The organism is Maritalea porphyrae (assembly GCF_030159895.1).
GTDB lineage: Bacteria > Pseudomonadota > Alphaproteobacteria > Rhizobiales > Devosiaceae > Maritalea > Maritalea porphyrae.
In genome coordinates, this window is sequence record NZ_BSNI01000002.1 from 1,174,534 (window position 1) to 1,190,638 (window position 16,105).

A 16,105-nucleotide genomic window follows, 5' to 3' on the forward strand; every position below is an offset into this window, starting at 1 on the left:
AGTTTTAGTCAAAATTGGATACAATTTGCGCAAATTCCGCCAGTCGTAAGTGTTTTTTCATATATTTCGACAAACATGTGCCACAAAATTTGGTTGGACCATTTGGGGTGCCGTTTGTCAAATCGATCGAAATCAAGGCCAGCACAACTACTTTACGAGGTCGCTCTCCTGCTTGCCGGCACCTTCATTTTTTGGTGGTTCAGCGAATTCACAAGTCTTACCGATAAGATCATTGGGTTCATGCAAACCACCCAGGCCGCAAACATGGATTCCTTGTTCCATGCAGGAACATTCATGATGGTTTTGTTGATGGCACGGATCTGGCAGTACTGCCGCAGCCGCAGCAAGAAACAGGATATTGTAATAAAGACAGTTACCCAAAGCAGCCCACATTTAGTGGATGTGGCACTTGCTGAAAACAACGCAAACTTGGCGCAGCGGCGTGCGCAAGACTTATTTGATGAAGCGGAACAAGACGCAAGTTTTTCGGTTCAGGAAGATCTAGATCACCTAGAGCACAAATTGCGCAGCGCGATTGCGCGTCGCGAACTGACCGTCCATTTCCAACCCTATTTTTGTGTCAATTCGAACAAAATTGCAGGATACGAAGCGCTCGCACGCTGGCCGCAACGCGACGGCAGCTTCATTCCACCAAGCATCTTTATCGATGTTGCGGAAAAGACCGGGCAGATCAATGAGCTGTCGGCATTGCTGTTTGAAATTGCCTGTAAAGAAGCGCGGGAATGGCCTAGCCATCTAACGCTCTCCTTCAACATTTCAGCGCTGCAACTGCACACCGAAGATTTCGCGAATGATATTCTTACTTTTGTCAAACAGTGGGATCTACCTCCCGAGCGTCTCGAACTCGAGTTGACCGAAAGCAAACTGGTGATTGAAGGCAAACGTGCCTGCAAAGCGTTGGCCGATTTGCGCGATGCAGGTGTGCGGATCGCGCTTGATGACCTTGGAACGGGCTATTCAAGCTTCCTTCGCTTGTCAAAAATGCCCGTGGACAAGCTAAAGATTGACAGGCACTTCATCGCTGAATGCCAAGAAGATCACCGGGTCAAAAAAATCGTTGAGGCTATGATCAGTTTGGGGAAGGGCCTTGGCGCAACAATCGTTGCTGAAGGCGTCGAAACCGAAGAGCAACTCTACATTGTTCAACATATGGGCTGCGATATTGCACAAGGTTTCTTGCTGGGCACCCCGCGAGACGCCCAGCACGTTAATCACGACATCAGCTATGAAGCTTCTGTGGTTGTGCCCCTTTCGACGCGACTGCGCGCCGGCTAACCATTTAGCATCCAAAATGAAGCGTTCAGAAGGCTGGCGAATGACACCCATGCCAAATATGGGATCGCCAGATATGCGCCAATGCGGTCACGCTTCCACATCAACAAGATGAACGCTAAAATCACCACATCGAGTGCCACAATATAGATTAGTGCGGCGCCAAGATTGTACGCGCCGAAAAATACGGGCGTCCAAATCGTGTTGAGGGCGTATTGTAGGGTCCAAAGCGCTATCAATAGCGGCTTCCAAGCATCCTTGGCCATATAGACGAGGCGGAAGCCGATTGTTGCAACGAAGATGTAGAGGATTGTCCACACGGGCCCAAATAGCCAATTGGGTGGTGCAAAAGAGGGCGAAGTGAGTTCAGAATAATATCCTTTAATATCCCAAAGCCCAGCACTGCTTGCCGCTACAATTGTGCCAACATAGAAGATGACCCAAGTGGCGATCTTCATATAGCGTTCGTTTTTTTGTTCCATGACCTGTTCCAATTTCGGTTCCCTTTGAGCACTCTGTACGAGCAGGTTAGCCTGACAGATCAACTAAAGGCAAAAACCATTCACTTGGTTCGCTATTATCACCTTCCCCTTCAGTCATGAATGTTTGTGAATGCCTCATTCGAAATGATCATGGATTTTTTGATCAAATTATCATGATTGGTCGTGACACTAACCAAAACTCCAGCTAGGCTCAGTGTTCCTCTTTGTGTTTTTGTTTCAATAATCGTCGTTCAAATTGAGACCTTGCGGTTGTTGAGAAAGGTTTGCCATGTTGGATATCGCCTCAAAGTTCAAAATGTCGGATGCCTATATTGATGGGCAATGGGTCAAAGGCAGTAGCGGCAAAAGCTTTGCCGTTAGCAACCCGGCAAATGGCGCGCATTTGGCCAATGTGGCTGATGCCACTGCTGATGATGCCCTCGCTGCCGTTGCCGCTGCCAAAGCTGCATTTAAGCCTTGGGCCGCCAAAACAGCAAAGCAGCGCTGCGATATTCTGCGCAGATGGAATGATCTGATCTTGGAAAATGTCGAGCAACTCGGTGCGCTATTGTCGACAGAACAAGGTAAGCCGCTTGCTGAAGCAAAGGGCGAAATCGTTTATGGCGCAAGCTATATTGATTGGTTCGCTGAGGAAGCGCGCCGCGCTTATGGCGACATTATTCCGCCCGCGCGTCCCAACACGCAAATCGTTGTGATGAAACAACCTGTCGGCGTTGTCGCAGCTATTACCCCTTGGAATTTCCCCAACGCGATGATCGCGCGCAAAGTAGCGCCAGCCCTTGCAGCAGGCTGTACAATTGTGATCAAACCCGCACCTGAAACGCCATTGTCTGCCCTTGCGCTCGCTGTTTTGGCAGAAGAAGCCGGCATACCAAAAGGCGTACTCAATATTTTGCCTACAACGCACACCACTGAAGTTGGCGACGTGCTGACCAAGCATGAAGATATCGCCAAAGTGTCGTTTACCGGCTCTACAAATGTTGGACGTTTGATCATGCGAAACGGCGCAGACACCGTGAAAAAGCTTTCGCTTGAATTGGGCGGCAATGCGCCATTTATCGTGTTCGACGATGCCAATTTGGATGACGCTGTTGAAGGCGCGTTAAACTCAAAATTCCGCAACTCTGGCCAAACCTGCGTTTGTGCCAATCGCATCTATGTGCAGGCGGGCATTTATGATGCGTTTGCAGAGGCATTTGCCAAACGCGTTGGCGACCTCAAAGTTGGCGATGCCTTTGATGATGGTGTCACCCAAGGGCCATTGATCAATGCAAATGCGCTCAAAAAAGTTGAGGAACTTGTGGGCGATGCGGTGCAAAAAGGTGCAACTGCAGCAACGGGTGGTAAACCACATGAGCTTGGTGGCCTATATTATGCGCCAACTGTTTTGCGTGATGTGCCGCTTAATGCACGTGTGCTCAAGGAGGAGATCTTTGGCCCTGTTGCCCCGCTGATCAAGTTCGAGACAGAAGAAGAGGTCATCGACTTAGCCAATGATTCTGAATTTGGCCTCGCGGGGTATTTCTTTGCGCGTGACATAGGTCGTGTTTGGCGGGTTGCCGAAGCGCTTGAATGTGGCATTGTCGGCGTGAACGAGGGTATCACCTCCGCTGTCGAAGCGCCTTTCGGTGGCGTTAAGCAGTCGGGTCTAGGTCGCGAAGGTTCGCACTATGGCTTGGACGACTATTTGGAAGTCAAATATGTGTTGATGGGTGGTTTGGGAAAATAGCGCTACATCAGCCCCATTTTCTTGAACAGCCAAAATTGGAAGCCGCCAATTGCAACTAGGCTGATACAAACAATGGTGAATGCATAGGGACTATCAACCCCTGGCATTCCGCCCACATTTATGCCCAATAGGCCCGTCAAAAGACCAAGCGGTAAAAACAATGCAGCGACAATGGACAGCAAGAACATCTGCTTGTTCATTGTCTCTGCGCGTTTGTCCATCAATTGATCATGCACCACCTGCGCGCGGTCGCGGATGGCGTCCAAATCTTCGCCCAGTCGAGTAACCCGTTCACTTGCTTCGCGTAGCCGCGAGCGGTCACGCTCTTTCAGCCAAGCCAAATCTTCAATTAGTAGGGTGGTCAGCGCATCGCGTTGAGGCAACATATAACGTCGTAAGACGATTGAGATGCGCCGGATATCAGCCAAAGAGCCTCGCGATGTTTCCGCCGATGCATCCAGCACTTTTTCTTCTAAATCATCTACTTGCGCGTTAATATCAGCAACGAGGGGTTCCACTTCATCCACCAGACGCAAGGCCAGCTTTGCAACCAAATCGCCAGGAGACTTCGGGGCTTGGTCGCGTAGCATTGCTGCCATCAAATCATTGAGCGCACGCAACGGGCGCTGCCCAACGCTTAGCACTTGATTAGCGGTGATCCACAAACGAATGGACACCATGTCCTCAGGCTCTGCGCCATGTTCAATATTGACCCCCCGCAAAATCAACAATGCGCCTTCACCATGAACCGTGCAGCGTGGACGGGTCTCGGATGCGGTGAGCGCATCAACCACAAAACTGTCTCCGGCCAGTTCCTGCAGCTGTGGTCGTGTTGTTGCGTCATTGCGCAAAAAATGACGCCAAACAAATGCAGACTTGGCCGGCTTCGAGTTTTCTATTTGAGCATTCGCATCAGAAGCAAGAGCCTGAGCATGCCCGCGCCCATCCAAAGCAAACGCAAAAGCCTCGCTGGTTGCATTTTTTGTGTTCACGTCAGCATTCCTATCTGTCATGAATTCAAAGAAGCACTGCAATTCTGATTTGTCACGCCAAATTCGACTGTTCGGTCGTGTTTCGGACATATTTGAATAGTTATTCCGTCTGACAACAAAAGTGGATAAGATGCCAATATGAATGAATTTAGTCCCATTCTTGAGCAGATGGCGCAGGCGCTAAATAGCTTCCTGCAGATTTTTGGCCTTTCATTGAACCAGGGCCACCTGTTTTGGGGCGCCGTTCAAATTGCGCTCATTCTGGCCAGCTATGTTTTAGCAAAATTCATAAACGCAAAAATTGAGCCAAAACTCGAGGTGCGCGTGCGAGCGATGTCCATCAAGGGCAATCGATTGCGCATGGTTGCGGTGGCGCTACGGCGTACCCAATGGGCAATCTTTGTCGTGTTGCTATGGATTTCTGTGTTTTTGCTCAAGACGAGTACATGGGATAGCCGTTCGTTTTTGCTAACGGCGGTGGCGAGCCTTGCAACGTCTTGGCTGTTCATTTCGTTCGCTTCGCGTGTCATCAAAAACCGAACCCTGTCGCGCTTGGTCGCAGCTTTTGGTTGGGTAGTTGTTGCGCTTTACACGCTTGGCATCCTGCAACAAACCATAACGCTTTTCGATGAGCTAGCCATTGAAATGAGCGGCTTCCGCTTTTCGCTTTTGATGGTGGTACAAGGCGTTGTTTTGCTGTCGGTTCTTTTTTGGGCCGCGATGGCGATTAGCCGACTATTGGAAAAACAGTTCCAAGCGTTTGAAGACATCTCGCCAACCATGCGGGTTCTGGTTGGCAAAATTTCGCGATTCGTCTTGTTGACCCTTGCAGGCGTAATTGGCCTTTCGATGATCGGTATCGACTTCTCGGCGCTGACGCTTGTATCTGGTGCCATCGGTTTGGGTATTGGTTTCGGTCTGCAAAAGGTCGTTTCAAACTTGATCTCAGGCGTTATTTTGTTGCTCGATCGGTCGATTAAACCGGGCGACGTTATTTCGGTCGGGAACACGTTTGGTTGGATCACATCGTTGAACGCGCGATATGTGTCGGTCACCGCGCGCGATGGCCGCGAATATCTGATCCCGAACGAAGACTTGATTACGCAGCGAGTGGAAAACTGGTCATTCAACGATCCCTACATTCGCATCGATATTCAATTTGGTGTGAGCTACAATTCTGACCCGCATTTGGTGAAGAAAGTGGCGGTTGAAGCGACGTTGGATCATCCACGCACCATCCGGGCTACCGGCGAATATCAAACCGTGTGCCACGTTATTGCATTTGGTGAATCCTCAATTGATTTCACACTGCGCTTTTGGATTTCTGACCCTGCGAACGGTATCACCAATATCCGCGGCGACGTGTTCTTAGCGATTTGGGATGCGTTCAAAGAACACAATATTGAGATCCCATATCCGCACCGTCATTTGCTGCTTGATCCTAGCGTCAAGCCGATACTGCACGGTCAGGAGCCGGCAAAGTCGTGACGCAACGCATTTTGCTGACCGGCTTTGAACCATTTGGCGGTGAGGCGACAAATCCCAGTATGGAGATCGCCAAAGCGCTGGACGGTTATCAGAGCGAAGGATTTATTATTCAAGCTGCTATTCTGCCGGTTGTGCGACACAAATCAGTAAATCGTGTTGTCGAGCTGATCAAAAAAATCGAACCAACTATTGTCATTGCATTGGGAGTTGCGGTTGGACGCTCAGCCATTACACCGGAGAAAGTCGCAATCAACTTCGATGATTTTCGCATTCCGGACAATGCGGGCAATCAACCAATTGGTGAAGCCATTCGGGCTGAGGGCGCTGCAGCGCACTTTTCCACATTACCCATCAATCTCATGACGCAGTCCATTTGCACTGAGAACGTCCCCGGCGCGGTATCGTTTAGCGCAGGCACATTTGTATGCAATCACGTGATGTACGGTGCGCTGGATCATATTGAACGTAACAAGCTTCCGATCAGGGCCGGCTTCATCCATGTCCCGCAGGCAACCGAGTTTTGTAGCGACCCCAACATACCAACCATCAAGCTGCAGCAGATGGTCAACGCCATCTGCAAAGCAATTGCTGCAGCGGTAAATGTCGAAGCGGACGTGAAGATCAATGCAGGCAATATCCAGTAGCCCAATTGCCCGCTTTTTACTTGTCTCCATAGTAAAAGATTAACCGGTTGATTTAACGCGATCTTTGATTGTGGGCTCTATTCTGATTTGTGCGTCAAAGCACAAAAGGGGCAGATGATGAGCAACGTACAAGAGCATTTTGGACTTGAAGCTCCGCGTCGTGCTGGTGTTACGTTTATCATTTTTGCCGTGACGATTTTCCCAATCCTTACTGGCCCGAGCATAATGGCAAATCCTGAATGGTTTCGCTCAATCACGTGGCCGAGCTTTACGCCAATGAGTAAGTTTTGGGCCCTTGCATACTTGGCGTCGCATGTCCTGGTTGCCTATCAAGTGGCGGCTGAGCGACGAGTACATGGCAATAGACTGTTTTTTCAGCTTTGGGCTGCAACGGTGCTGCTCACATGGGGATTTGTCATTTTGTTCTTTGCAATGCAAAGCCTGTTTTTTGCCGCGCTGTCCCAGTTATTGCTTACGATTGTGTATGTAGCTTTGATCCCGCTCTCAAGGGGAAGCACACTCACAGCCGTTTTAACGTTGCTACCAGCTGCAGTTTATTGCGGTTTTGCAGCGTTGATCATCTACCTCGCAACCTAAGAACCTGTCGCGTCCAAAATCGCTGAAACCATCGCTTGGGGCCGATAGCCTAAATTGGATGGCGTCAAACCCATCCGCACCACAACTAGTCCCTTAGATGGAATGATCGCTATGGCTTGGCCGTCATGCCCCAGCAGCCAACGCGTATCAAGCGGCAGATCAAACCCTGCATCCGGGTCTATTCCTTCCGCAACGCCTCTTGATGGGCCATGTAGCCATATCTGCCCATTCCCATATTTGGCTCGACCCCACGCCGCCATCGATGTAGCCGCAGGAGACACCATCCACGACAAGTACTCTTCGTTTACCAATTGCTTGCCCGCCCAAACGCCCTTGTTGGCGATTAACTGCCCAATTCGTGCCCAGTCGCGCGCTGAGGCGTAGAGATAGGACGAGCCTGCATATGTGCCCGCCGCGTCAGTTTCTAACGTCGCAGTTCGCATGCCCAGCGGTCCGAATAGTTTTTCGTGTGGTAGGGCGAGCGCCTTATCTCCCACATGGTCTTGCCAAATGCGCGACAATAATACCGTTGTACCGGAAGAGTAATGAAAACGCTTAGGTGCGTTTTCGTTGTCGATCGGTAGCGAGGCAGCAAATGCCGCCATGTCAGGCTCGAGGTAAAGCATGCGGGTGACGTCTGAAACGCTGCCATAGCCTTCGTTCCACTGCAGGCCAGAACTCATGCTCATCAAAGTACCGAGTGATAAGTTGCTACGAATATCATCGTGCCAATTGTCAAAGAGTTCCGTCATCTCTGGGTCAAAATTATTTTCAAAAGCAGCACCCAAAAGTAGTGCGGTGACGGTCTTGGTCATTGACCAACCCAATAGTGGGGTCTCAGCATCAAAACCAGATCCGTAAGTTTCACCGATTAGTTTGCCATCTTTGATCACCACAACAGCACGCATTGCGGGGCCAACCAATTCTTCGTCAACCAATATATTATCAACAGCGATGTTATTTGGCCCCATGGGCCAGTCACTCAGCTGAGTATATTTTTCGATTTGTGTGTCGGCCAAATTGACTTGTTTGACCGCTTCAAGATTGCCATCCGGTGCGCTCGCGCAGCCCAAACCATCCCGATAAACCGCGCTGCCTGTCGCAAATAGTCCAAGCATCCTGGCGGTCACAACGCCTTTGGGTTCGTCCACTTCTACATTGATGTATCCAAGGATTGGATGCCCACCTGCCTGTACGTCAATGTTTTGTACTTCGACTGGGTCGCGCCCAGCCAGAAACACGTTTGAACAAACAATTTTGGCAGAATAGTTGGTGGCAACCCGCAACATGTCCGGCGGTGCAATAAATAAATAGCCAACTACAACAATCACTAAAAAAACAAAAAGGCCCAAAAGGCCTTTAATGGCGAACCCAAACCACCGCATTTGTTCTGCCTCCCTCAAGTAGAACAATTGGCGCTATCAAATCATATTTGACGTAAGGTGCAAGCGATTATTGTTTGGGTAAAAGCTGAGCTATTTGAGCACGCGTTGTGCTTGCCCTTATGTTAGCTGCAATAGCAAAAAGAGCCCGCCACCCCAGACGATAAGTGCCGCGAGCAACACGCAGGCCATGCCACCTAGGTACTCGCGCCCCTTTGACTGAACATAGGCATGGAACAGCTCTATCATTTGTTTCCCCCCTTGAAACACAGATTTGCGCTGCCATGGTGCGCCGTTGGGAAGGTCAACACAATGAACAAATGGTTAAATGCTTAATTAGCAGGCATCCCAACTGCATGGATATGGTTAGCGTCGCTCATCCCACCAATCTTGAAGTTGCATCCCCCAATAGGCGCATTGCGTCGCCAAACGACCAATAGGTCCACCCGCCCACCGAGCCGTGAATGGCGCAAAGTGCCTGTAGCGATCCGATTTTTCAGCGACCGCTTCGGCCACCACAATGCCAATTGCAGCGGTGGTGTTTAGCCCATGACCACCCGTCGCGGTTGCTGTCCAAATGCCGGGTTCTAGTTCCGCAAGAACGGGCATTTTATGGACGCAATAACCCATCAAGCCGGACCAAGCTTTTTCAATTTCCATGCCTTGAAGCTGTGGGTATATCGCTTCGATATCCGCGCGCAACAGATCAGACAGTGCATGTGGCTCAGACTTTTGTGTCGTAATCCGGCCGCCCCATAACAACCTATCGCCGCCTTCAATTAGTCGATAGTAATCACCTGCGCGCCGGTTGTCAGAAATGCAACCCTCAAAACTAATTGCTTCCGCTAGACGGCTTTTCATCTTTTTGGTTGTCACCACATAGGTCGCCACCGGCAATACCGCTCCCTCAATTCTGGGGTACAGATCGTGCATGTAAGCACTGCCACAAAGGACAACTTTTCCGGCTGTTACAGTGCCACCAGATGCCGTTTCGATTGTGAATTTGTTTGCATGTTTGTTTAGCGCACGCGCATGTGTATTCTCATATATCTGCCCGCCCTGCGCGCTAATGTCATTCGCAAGCGCGATGCAATAATTGAGCGGATGAATATGGAACGCAGAGCGATCCAAAAGACCCTGAAAGTAGCGCGTGCTTTTAAGGTGTTCGCGCACCTTGTCGGTTTCCCAATACTCATAGCTGGCGTCGTAGACTGAGGTGAGCCGTTCAACATCTTTTTGCAGTCCATCACCCACATCGTGACGAACAACACTGAGCCAATTGTTCCTTGGGTCTTGGCCCGTCTTTGCGAACCCGCCAATGTTCTCTCGAACATATTGAGTGCCTTCGCGGCTGATATCGAAGAGCGCTTTCGCGTGATCTACGCCAAGTTTCTTTTCAAGATTTAGAACGCCCTCAGCGTATCCATCAGATACAAAGCCGCCATTGCGACCAGAAGCGCCCCATCCGATTTTATTGCCTTCTAATAGCGCAACCGACTTGCCGTGCTTTAGGAGTTCCCGCGCTGCGGTAAGCCCCGCAAGTCCGCCACCAACAACGCACACATCAACATCAGTGTCTATCGTCAGGGGAGTGTAATTGGTTTCTGCAATTTGCGTGGAGGCGTAATAGCTATCAATGTGAGGCATTGTCGACCAGAGACTAGTTTAAACTCGGCCAATTTTTACACGGGACTATTGGTGCGCAAAACAGAATTTATGCACCAAGTGATGTCCATTGCGCATTTGCTTTGGATGAACGGATCGCCGCATCAATAAAGCGCATGCCCAAAATGCCTTCATCAAGCGTCACGGACAGACTGTCGCTCTTCCGACCATTGCGGATGGCATCAGCGGCTTCATTGTAGATTGTTGCAAAGCCTTCAAGGTAGCCTTCTGGGTGACCGGCAGGCACTCGGGTGACGTTTGCTGCCACTTCGCCTGTGCCGTGCCCGCCACGGGTTAGCAATTGTTTGGGTTCCCCTAGTATGCCAACCCACAATTGATTTGGATTTTCTTGTCGCCATTCCAATCCGCCGCGCTCGCCATAGATCCGAATGCGCAAATCATTCTCGTGACCGGGTGCAACTTGGCTTGCCCACAAATAGCCCTTCGCGCCATTTTTATAGCGCAGCAGCATATGCGCATCATCATCGACCAACCGGCCTTCGACAAAACTTGTCAGGTCCGCGGCCAGCTCTTTGAGCGGTTCGCCGCAAATGAAGTCGGTCAGTTGAAATGCATGAGTGCCAATATCACCAATTGCGCCGCCTAAACCTGAACGGGCGGGGTCTGTCCGCCAATCGGCCTGTTTGTTTGCGCCAGCTTCAATTGGCGCGCTCAACCAGTCTTGAATATACTCAACTTGAACCTTGCGAACTTTGCCGATTTTGCCAGAGCGCACCATATCGCGCGCCTGCCGAACCATCGGATAGCCAGAATAATTGTGGGTGAGGAAAAACTCTGCGCTAGACGACTTCGCGACTTCACGCAGTGCCAACGCATCATCAAGGGTTGAGGTGAGGGGTTTGTCGCATATCACATTGATGCCAGCTTCAAGAAAAGCTTTTGCGACTGGGTAATGCATGTGGTTTGGCGTGACTATTGAAACAGCGTCGATGCCATCGTCGCGCGCAGCTTCAGCTTTTGCCATTTCTTCGTATGAGGCATAAGAACGCGAAGCATCAATTCCAAGTTCCGCTGCCGAAGCAGCTGCACGTTCTGCGTTTGAGGAAAGCGCGCCTGCGACCAGTTCAAATTGATCGTCGATGCGTGCCGCGATGCGATGCACAGCACCAATAAACGCGCCTTGCCCGCCGCCGACCATGCCAAGCTTCAAACGTCTATGCATGATAACTCCTACTCAATGCCCATCATTTTGCGCAATGCCGACTTGTCTGTTTCACCGCCGGCAAAATCGTCGAAAGCACGTTCAGTGCGGCGAATAATGTGGTCGGCGATAAACGGTGCGCCTTCTCGCGCGCCATCTTCAGGATGCTTTAGACAGCATTCCCATTCAAGCACGGCCCACCCGTCATATCCGTAGGTGGCGAGCTTTGAGAAAATGCCAGAAAAATCGACCTGTCCATCGCCAAGAGAACGGAAGCGTCCAGCTCGATTTAGCCATGGCTGGTAGCCAGAATAGACGCCTTGGCGACCGTCGGGATTAAACTCAGCATCTTTGACGTGATAGGCGGAAATCCGTTCATGATAGATGTCGATAAACGCCAAATAGTCCATCTGCTGGAGCAAAAAGTGTGATGGATCGTAGTTGATCATGCAGCGGTTGTGCCCACCAAGTGCATCTAGGAACATTTCAAATGTCGCACCATCAAACACGTCTTCGCCAGGGTGTATCTCGTAAGCAACGTCGACACCATGGTCTTCATAGGTGTCCAGAATCGGTTTCCAGCGGCGGGCAAGTTCTGCAAAAGCTTCTTCAACCAAGCCATCAGGGCGCTGTGGCCAAGGGTAAAGGTATGGGAATGCCAATGAGCCGGTGAAAGAGACAGAAACATCAAGCCCAAGATTGCGAGACGCTTTTGCGGTGTTGATCATTTGTGCCACGGCCCACTCTTGCCGCGCTTTTGGGTTGTTGCGAACTGCTTCAGGCGCAAATCCATCAAAAGCCGTATCGTACGCAGGATGCACGGCCACGAGTTGACCGATCAAGTGTGAAGCCAGTTCCGTAATTTGAACGCCGTTGTCGGCACAAATGCCTTTGATTTCATCGCAATAGGTCTGTGAGGAAGCGGCTTTCTCTAGGTCAAAGACGCGAGCATCCCAAACCGGAATCTGAACGCCCTTATAGCCTAGATCGCCAGCCCATTTCGTTATGGATTCAAGCGAGTTGAATGGCGCTTCGTCACCCAAGAACTGAGCCAAAAATATGCCTGGTCCTTTCATTGTATTTGCCATCAATTCTCTCCAGTGGTTATTGCCGCGCACTGCGGGTCATAAGTAAATGATTTAAAATCAGCGGTGGCGGCCCTACCAGACAGGTCAAATGCCGCCAAACCGACGAAGTTTCCTGTAAATGAAGCATGTTCGCCGCGCCCGCCTTCATCAGACAAAACCGCAGCGTCGAGTTTTGGTCCTATTGCCTGCCAGTCGTCGCTGGTGCGCCAATAGAATTGTAGCAGGTCTGCTTCGATGATCAGGCCCAACTCAACTTCTTTTTGCCCATCAAGCGCAATATCTTGATCCAGCGGATAGCTCAATCGGCATTCTGGCCAGTCACCAGAACAGCTCAAGATGCTCAAGCAGCGTCCTATCTCAGGGTCGTGCGTAAGGGTTAGAAAGTGGAACTTATGCCGATTGTAGTAGGCCAGCAAGCCAGCATTTTCTTGGTAATCTTTAGGTTCAAATTCAATCGTTGTCGTTGCGTGAAACCGCAAGTGCTCTTGGCGCCGCGCCACTAGCGATTGCTCAAACCAGCTGCCGATACTCTCGCGACCGATCAAGCGCAACGCATTGCCTGTCATAGTGAATATGCGGTCTGGCTCTGGGGTGCGCAGCCATTGGAAGTCAATCGGGAGTTCGTTAGCAAATGCGTAGCTGATTGTTTTGTTTTTCGCGGTGCCTTTAACGTAAAATGGCGCGATCTCTTCAATATCAGGCACCATTTTGCCGTTTGCCAGATAAAGCCAACCATCATCGCGCCACTCACATTTTGCGATACCGGTTTCCCGCCCAAGCGGGCAATTGCGCTTCTTTGCAGCGCTATTGAGTTCAAGCGGACGGCCGCAAAGGAAAGTGTGGTAAGTTTCACCGGTTGGGGTGTCGACAATTTGGCCATGCCCAACACGTTGAATTGGCGATTCTGGGTTCTGAACCGCGGTCATAACGTGCTTGTTTGGGTGCAGCTCATATGGTCCGTTGATGGATTTTGAGCGCGCCAATGTCACCGCATGTTGATAACCTGTGCCACCCTCTGCGGTGGTGAGGTAATAGTATTCGTCACGTTTGAAAAGGTGAGGTGCTTCGGTTAGGCCTAGATCACTGCCAGCGAAGATGTTCGCGATCTCACCAACTAGTTTTCCGACTTTGGGATCAAACTCCTGGCAGAGAATTCCGTCGAATGCTGGATTTGCCTTATGCGCCCATTTGGCGTCACTTCGATGGTTCCATTTCATGTTGATGAACCATTTTCGCCCGTCATCATCATGGAACAGCGATGGGTCAAATCCGGAGGAATTTGCGTAAATGGGTTCAGACCAAGGGCCTTCGATGGAAGGCGCTGTCACGATATAGTTGTGGGCGTCTTTGAAGCTTCCATCTAGTCGTTTGACGTCGGTATAAACCAACCAGAACTGTCCGTCTGCATGAGAAAGGCACGGCGCCCAGATGCCGCAGCTATCCGGGTTGCCGCGCATGTCCAATTGGCTTGCGCGATCAAGCGGACGCTTGATCAATGACCAGTTGACCAGGTCCTTCGAATGGAAAATCTGGACACCAGGATACCATTCAAAGGTAGACGTCGCGATGTAATAATCCTCACCAACCCGGCAGATGGAGGGATCAGGATTAAATCCTTTGAGGATCGGGTTTTGAATCATTTGCATCGCGACGACCTAACTTTAGGCTTGCAGGGCTTTAGCTGCCTCTGGGCCAAGAGGCGCAGGGCGTTCGCAGCTTGTGGTCATCTCGACAAACTGACCTTTTTCGCCAGATATCAAAACGCTCGTCATGACCTCAACAACGTGAAGTGCAAGCTCTTGCGAACAACGGTGTGGACGGTCTTCAGCAATTGCCACTGCCATGTCTGATAGCCCAGCACAGCGATAGTTTGCATTCTCGCCATCATTAACAACAGCAAATGGATGGTCCCAATCGCTCGGCAATTCAGCAGCGTCACTGCGTTTGGTGATACGAATGTCGCCACCAAAGAAGTTCGGGTCGGGCACATGTACTGTGCCTTCAGTGCCGTACAACTCCATGTTTGAATGCCCGTGCTGCCAAACGTCCCAGCTGGTGACCATCGTCACCACCGCACCGCTTTGAAATTCAAGGAGCGAGTGAATTGTTGTCGGTGTATCAACCGGAATTTTTTCGCCATTACGGGGCTCTGACGTAATCAGCCGTTCGCTGTGAGGTGTTGCCGTTAATGCGCCAACCCGTTTCACAGGACCAAGGAGCTGAACAAGGTTGGTCACATAATAAGGACCAATGTCCAAAACCGGGCCAGCGCCAGGTTGATAGAAGAAGTCAGGGTTTGGATGCCAATGCTCCATGCCATGACCCATCACAAATGCCGTGCCAGACGTGATCGTGCCCACAAGGCCCTCATCGATCATATGACGTACATGTTGGTGCGAGCCGCCCATGAAAGTATCAGGCGCAGACCCAATACGAAGATTGTTTGCCGCCGCAATTTTGGCCAGCTCTGAACCTTCCTCAAGCGTCAACACATAAGGCTTTTCAGAATAGACGTGCTTGCCTGCTTCCAAGATGCGTTTGGAAATCTCAAAGTGCGCTGCGGGAATAGTGAGATTGATGATAATTGAGATATCATCGCTCGCAAGAAGCCCGTCCACGGTCTCTGCGCGTACACCAAATTCTTCTGCCCGAGCGGTGGCTGCGTCCATATTGATGTCTGCAACCGCGCGAACTTCAATGCCAACAAAGTTTGGTGACAATCGCAAATAGGCAGCCGAGATATTGCCGGCTCCAATAATGCCGACGCCAAGTTTTTCAGTCATAATACTCACTCAATTATAGAGTTTTGGCGTAGGCGATAGAATTCGCGCCAAACGCAATTGCATCAGCAGGATTATCGTGTTCCATGATGAACAGGCTCGCGAGTGTTTTCGCCTTAATCGCGGTCATCAATCCGGCCCAATCAATGGTGCCAGTACCAACGTCGGTCCAACCGTCTTGATCTAGGTTTTCACCTTCTGGCGCTTTGTCTTTCATATGAACTGCGGTGATGCGGTTGCCATATTTTTCGATCCACTCAAGCGGATCCTGACCACCAACAATCACCCAAGCAATATCTGCTTCCCAAGTGATGTTCTGGGCATTGTCGAGAAGGATAGCCATTGGAATTTGACCATCAGGAAGGGCCACAAATTCGAAGTCGTGATTGTGCCATCCAAAGGTAATGCCCAGTCCGGCCAACTTGTCGCCAACTTTGGCCAAACGCTGGGCAAAAACCTGCCACCCGGCGGCATCTGTAGGACGCTCTTCTTCCACCAAATATGGCGCATAAACATGTTTTGCACCAAGTGTATTGATGATCGCCAATGCTTGGTCAAAGTCTGTCTCAAGCAAGTCCAACGCAAGATGCGTCGATGGCATCTTCAATCCAGCATTGTCCAAATCAGCTGCCAATTCTGCAACATTGTCGAACATTGCGCCGAAGCCCTCAACCTGCGTATAACCTTGCTCCGCCAGGGCAGAAAATACATTTGGCCATGGTGTGGCATTGCGTGCGCTATAAAGCTGATAACTCAAATCCATGAGCATAATCCTTAGTAAG

15 protein-coding genes are annotated in these 16,105 nt (G+C 50.5%); 5 read left to right on the forward strand and 10 right to left on the reverse strand.

Going from position 1 to position 16,105, the window contains the following annotated elements:
* Positions 1 to 294 precede the first annotated feature (294 nt).
* Positions 295 to 1,296 carry an EAL domain-containing protein gene (locus QQL65_RS09140; protein ID WP_284363849.1) on the forward strand — a complete coding sequence of 334 codons (1,002 nt, stop codon included), beginning with the start codon at positions 295 to 297 and terminating at the stop codon, positions 1,294 to 1,296.
* Here the strand turns inward: QQL65_RS09140 and QQL65_RS09145 are convergent.
* Positions 1,293 to 1,775, reverse strand: coding sequence for a TspO/MBR family protein (locus QQL65_RS09145; RefSeq protein WP_284363850.1), 483 nt, complete (start codon positions 1,773 to 1,775; stop codon positions 1,293 to 1,295). The two genes, QQL65_RS09140 and QQL65_RS09145, sit on opposite strands and share 4 nt — an antisense overlap.
* A gap of 289 nt (positions 1,776 to 2,064) precedes the next feature.
* Between QQL65_RS09145 and QQL65_RS09150 the strand changes: the two genes are divergently transcribed.
* Positions 2,065 to 3,525 (forward strand): NAD-dependent succinate-semialdehyde dehydrogenase, encoded by a 1,461-nt coding sequence (locus QQL65_RS09150; RefSeq protein WP_284363851.1) that lies wholly within the window; start codon positions 2,065 to 2,067, stop codon positions 3,523 to 3,525.
* Positions 3,526 to 3,527: 2 nt separating this feature from the next.
* On the opposite strand, the gene QQL65_RS09155 is transcribed toward QQL65_RS09150, so the two are convergent.
* A complete protein-coding gene (locus QQL65_RS09155) occupies positions 3,528 to 4,517 on the reverse strand; it encodes a zinc transporter ZntB (RefSeq protein ID WP_284363853.1) in 990 nt (329 codons plus the stop codon).
* A 138-nt stretch (positions 4,518 to 4,655) separates the two neighbouring features.
* Here QQL65_RS09155 and QQL65_RS09160 point away from each other — a divergent pair, with 138 nt between their 5' ends.
* From QQL65_RS09160 to QQL65_RS09170, 3 genes are all read left to right on the forward strand, one after another.
* A complete protein-coding gene (locus QQL65_RS09160) occupies positions 4,656 to 6,005 on the forward strand; it encodes a mechanosensitive ion channel family protein (protein WP_284363854.1) in 1,350 nt (449 codons plus the stop codon).
* The gene (gene pcp, locus QQL65_RS09165) at positions 6,002 to 6,649 is read left to right on the forward strand and encodes a pyroglutamyl-peptidase I (RefSeq protein WP_284363856.1); all 648 of its coding nucleotides are present in this window, start codon (positions 6,002 to 6,004) and stop codon (positions 6,647 to 6,649) included. Before QQL65_RS09160 ends, pcp begins: the two co-directional genes overlap by 4 nt.
* A 117-nt stretch (positions 6,650 to 6,766) precedes the next feature.
* On the forward strand, positions 6,767 to 7,246 hold the full coding sequence (locus tag QQL65_RS09170) for a tryptophan-rich sensory protein (protein WP_284363857.1): 480 nt from the start codon (positions 6,767 to 6,769) through the stop codon (positions 7,244 to 7,246).
* Here QQL65_RS09170 and QQL65_RS09175 read toward each other — a convergent pair.
* The 8 genes from QQL65_RS09175 to QQL65_RS09210 all read right to left on the reverse strand — a co-directional run bounded on the left by QQL65_RS09175 (position 7,243) and on the right by QQL65_RS09210 (position 16,086).
* Positions 7,243 to 8,631 (reverse strand): serine hydrolase domain-containing protein, encoded by a 1,389-nt coding sequence (locus QQL65_RS09175; protein WP_284363858.1) that lies wholly within the window; start codon positions 8,629 to 8,631, stop codon positions 7,243 to 7,245. The two genes, QQL65_RS09170 and QQL65_RS09175, sit on opposite strands and share 4 nt — an antisense overlap.
* A 117-nt stretch (positions 8,632 to 8,748) precedes the next feature.
* A complete protein-coding gene (locus QQL65_RS09180; protein ID WP_284363859.1) occupies positions 8,749 to 8,877 on the reverse strand; it encodes a hypothetical protein in 129 nt (42 codons plus the stop codon).
* 117 nt (positions 8,878 to 8,994) lie between these two features.
* Positions 8,995 to 10,275, reverse strand: a complete 1,281-nt coding sequence (locus QQL65_RS09185) for an NAD(P)/FAD-dependent oxidoreductase (protein WP_284363860.1) — start codon at positions 10,273 to 10,275, stop codon at positions 8,995 to 8,997.
* 67 nt (positions 10,276 to 10,342) lie between these two features.
* Positions 10,343 to 11,476: a Gfo/Idh/MocA family protein gene (locus QQL65_RS09190; RefSeq protein ID WP_284363861.1), complete on the reverse strand. Its 1,134-nt coding sequence runs from the start codon at positions 11,474 to 11,476 to the stop codon at positions 10,343 to 10,345.
* A gap of 8 nt (positions 11,477 to 11,484) precedes the next feature.
* Entirely contained in the window at positions 11,485 to 12,543 is a 1,059-nt protein-coding gene (locus tag QQL65_RS09195) for a sugar phosphate isomerase/epimerase family protein (protein ID WP_284363863.1), read from the reverse strand.
* Positions 12,543 to 14,183, reverse strand: coding sequence for a glycoside hydrolase family 43 protein (locus QQL65_RS09200; RefSeq protein ID WP_284366255.1), 1,641 nt, complete (start codon positions 14,181 to 14,183; stop codon positions 12,543 to 12,545). Before QQL65_RS09200 ends, QQL65_RS09195 begins: the two co-directional genes overlap by 1 nt.
* A 21-nt stretch (positions 14,184 to 14,204) precedes the next feature.
* Positions 14,205 to 15,326, reverse strand: a complete 1,122-nt coding sequence (locus QQL65_RS09205) for a Gfo/Idh/MocA family protein (RefSeq protein ID WP_284363864.1) — start codon at positions 15,324 to 15,326, stop codon at positions 14,205 to 14,207.
* Between the two features lie 13 nt (positions 15,327 to 15,339).
* Positions 15,340 to 16,086 carry a sugar phosphate isomerase/epimerase family protein gene (locus tag QQL65_RS09210; RefSeq protein WP_284363865.1) on the reverse strand — a complete coding sequence of 249 codons (747 nt, stop codon included), beginning with the start codon at positions 16,084 to 16,086 and terminating at the stop codon, positions 15,340 to 15,342.
* Positions 16,087 to 16,105: the final 19 nt, after the last annotated feature.